Raw genomic sequence first — 1,515 nt, forward strand, 5'->3', positions numbered from 1 at the left:
CTCGGCGCGGCGCTTCACGCACGCAGCGTCTCCTTCCTCGTCGCCGACCTCAGCGGCCGGGCACTGGTCCGGCTGGCACACACCCCGCTGACCTCGGTCGCGGACGGCCGCCGTGACGGCGGCGAGGTAGCGACCGTCGTGCCGTTCGACGGTGGCCCCCACGAGCAGGTGTTACGAACTCAGGCGTTGCAGGTGGTCGCCGCCGACGCCGGATGGACGGTCCTCGCGCCGGTCACCGAACGCGGTGAGATCATCGGCGTGTTGGAGATCTGCTTGGACGCCGCACCAGCACCGCAAGCGCTCGGCGAGATCGCCCGGACCGCACATGCGCTGGCGTTCGTGGTGATCGCGAACCGGCGCCACACCGACCTGTTCGAGTGGGGACAACGCACCACGCCCTTCACCCTCTCCGCCGAGATCCAACGCCGGCTCCTGCCCGCCGCGTTCACCTGCGAAGGCGGCGCGTTCACCCTGTCCGGCTGGCTCGAACCGTCGGCGAGCATCGGTGGGGACACCTTCGACTACAGCGTCGCCCGCGACACGCTGCACTTCAGCGTCACCGACGCCATGGGCCACGGCGTGGCCAGCGCGTTGACCGCCACCCTCGGCGTGGCAAGCCTGCGCAATTCCCGCCACGCCGGGCACAGCCTGACCGAACAAGCCGACGGCGCCAGCGCCGCGGTAGCTCAAAATGCCCCGACCCGAGGTGCGTTCATCACCGCCGTCGTCGGGCGTGTCGACTTGAACACCGGGGTATGCGATCTGATCAACGCGGGGCACGTGCCGCCGCTGCTGGTCCGTGACGGCAACCCGCAGCAGCTGGAGCTGCCCCGAAACTTCCCGCTGGGGATGTTCCCCGAGTCGCCGTGCCGAGCCGGTCAGGTCACGTTGCGTCCCGGCGACCGCCTGGTGATCGTCACCGACGGCATGCGCGAACGCAACGCCGCCGCCCTGGACCTACTCGCACAAGTGCGCTCGCTCCCCGGCCTCCACCCCCGCGAGGCCGCACGAGCCCTGGCCGACGCGGTCCTCGCCGTGGCCGGCCCCACCCTCCCCGACGACGCCACCCTGCTGATCATCGACTGGCACGGGCATCACGCACGTTCCCGCCGCGCCAACGCTGGTGCTGACCTCGGCGCCGGGACCTCGACCGACCTGCGCTGAGCGGCGCCGCCCTCAGGACACCACCGGCGGCATGTCGGCCTCGGCGGCACCCACGGTGTCGTACACGTCCAGCACCTGATCCACCGTCGAAACCCGCAACACGTAATCGACGGGCTGCCGCACTGCGGCAACGGACAACCGGCCACCCTCCAGGGCAACCAGCTCCTTGAACCACACCATCAGCACGCCCAGACCGCTGGAGTCCAGAAACGTCACATCGGCGAAGTCCAACACCACCCGCGTGGCACCTCCGTCGGCGACCTTCTGAAGGAAGGCATGCAGCTGAGGACTGGTCTCCATGTCCAGCTCACCGCCGACCCGCACCACAGTGCAGGCCCGACCGGCCCGGGC

At 70.3% G+C, this 1,515-nt stretch carries 2 protein-coding genes; one reads left to right on the forward strand and one right to left on the reverse strand.

The window, feature by feature from the left end:
• The coding region (locus AB0368_RS38425) for a PP2C family protein-serine/threonine phosphatase (protein ID WP_366158977.1) at positions 1 to 1,164 on the forward strand (1,164 nt) is incomplete at its 5' end.
• 12 nt (positions 1,165 to 1,176) lie between these two features.
• Here AB0368_RS38425 and AB0368_RS38430 read toward each other — a convergent pair.
• Positions 1,177 to 1,515: STAS domain-containing protein (locus AB0368_RS38430; RefSeq protein WP_366158978.1), on the reverse strand; the 339-nt coding region annotated here is incomplete at its 5' end.

This window comes from Actinoplanes sp. NPDC051475, assembly GCF_040689425.1.
In the GTDB taxonomy this organism is placed as follows: Bacteria; Actinomycetota; Actinomycetes; order Mycobacteriales; family Micromonosporaceae; genus Actinoplanes.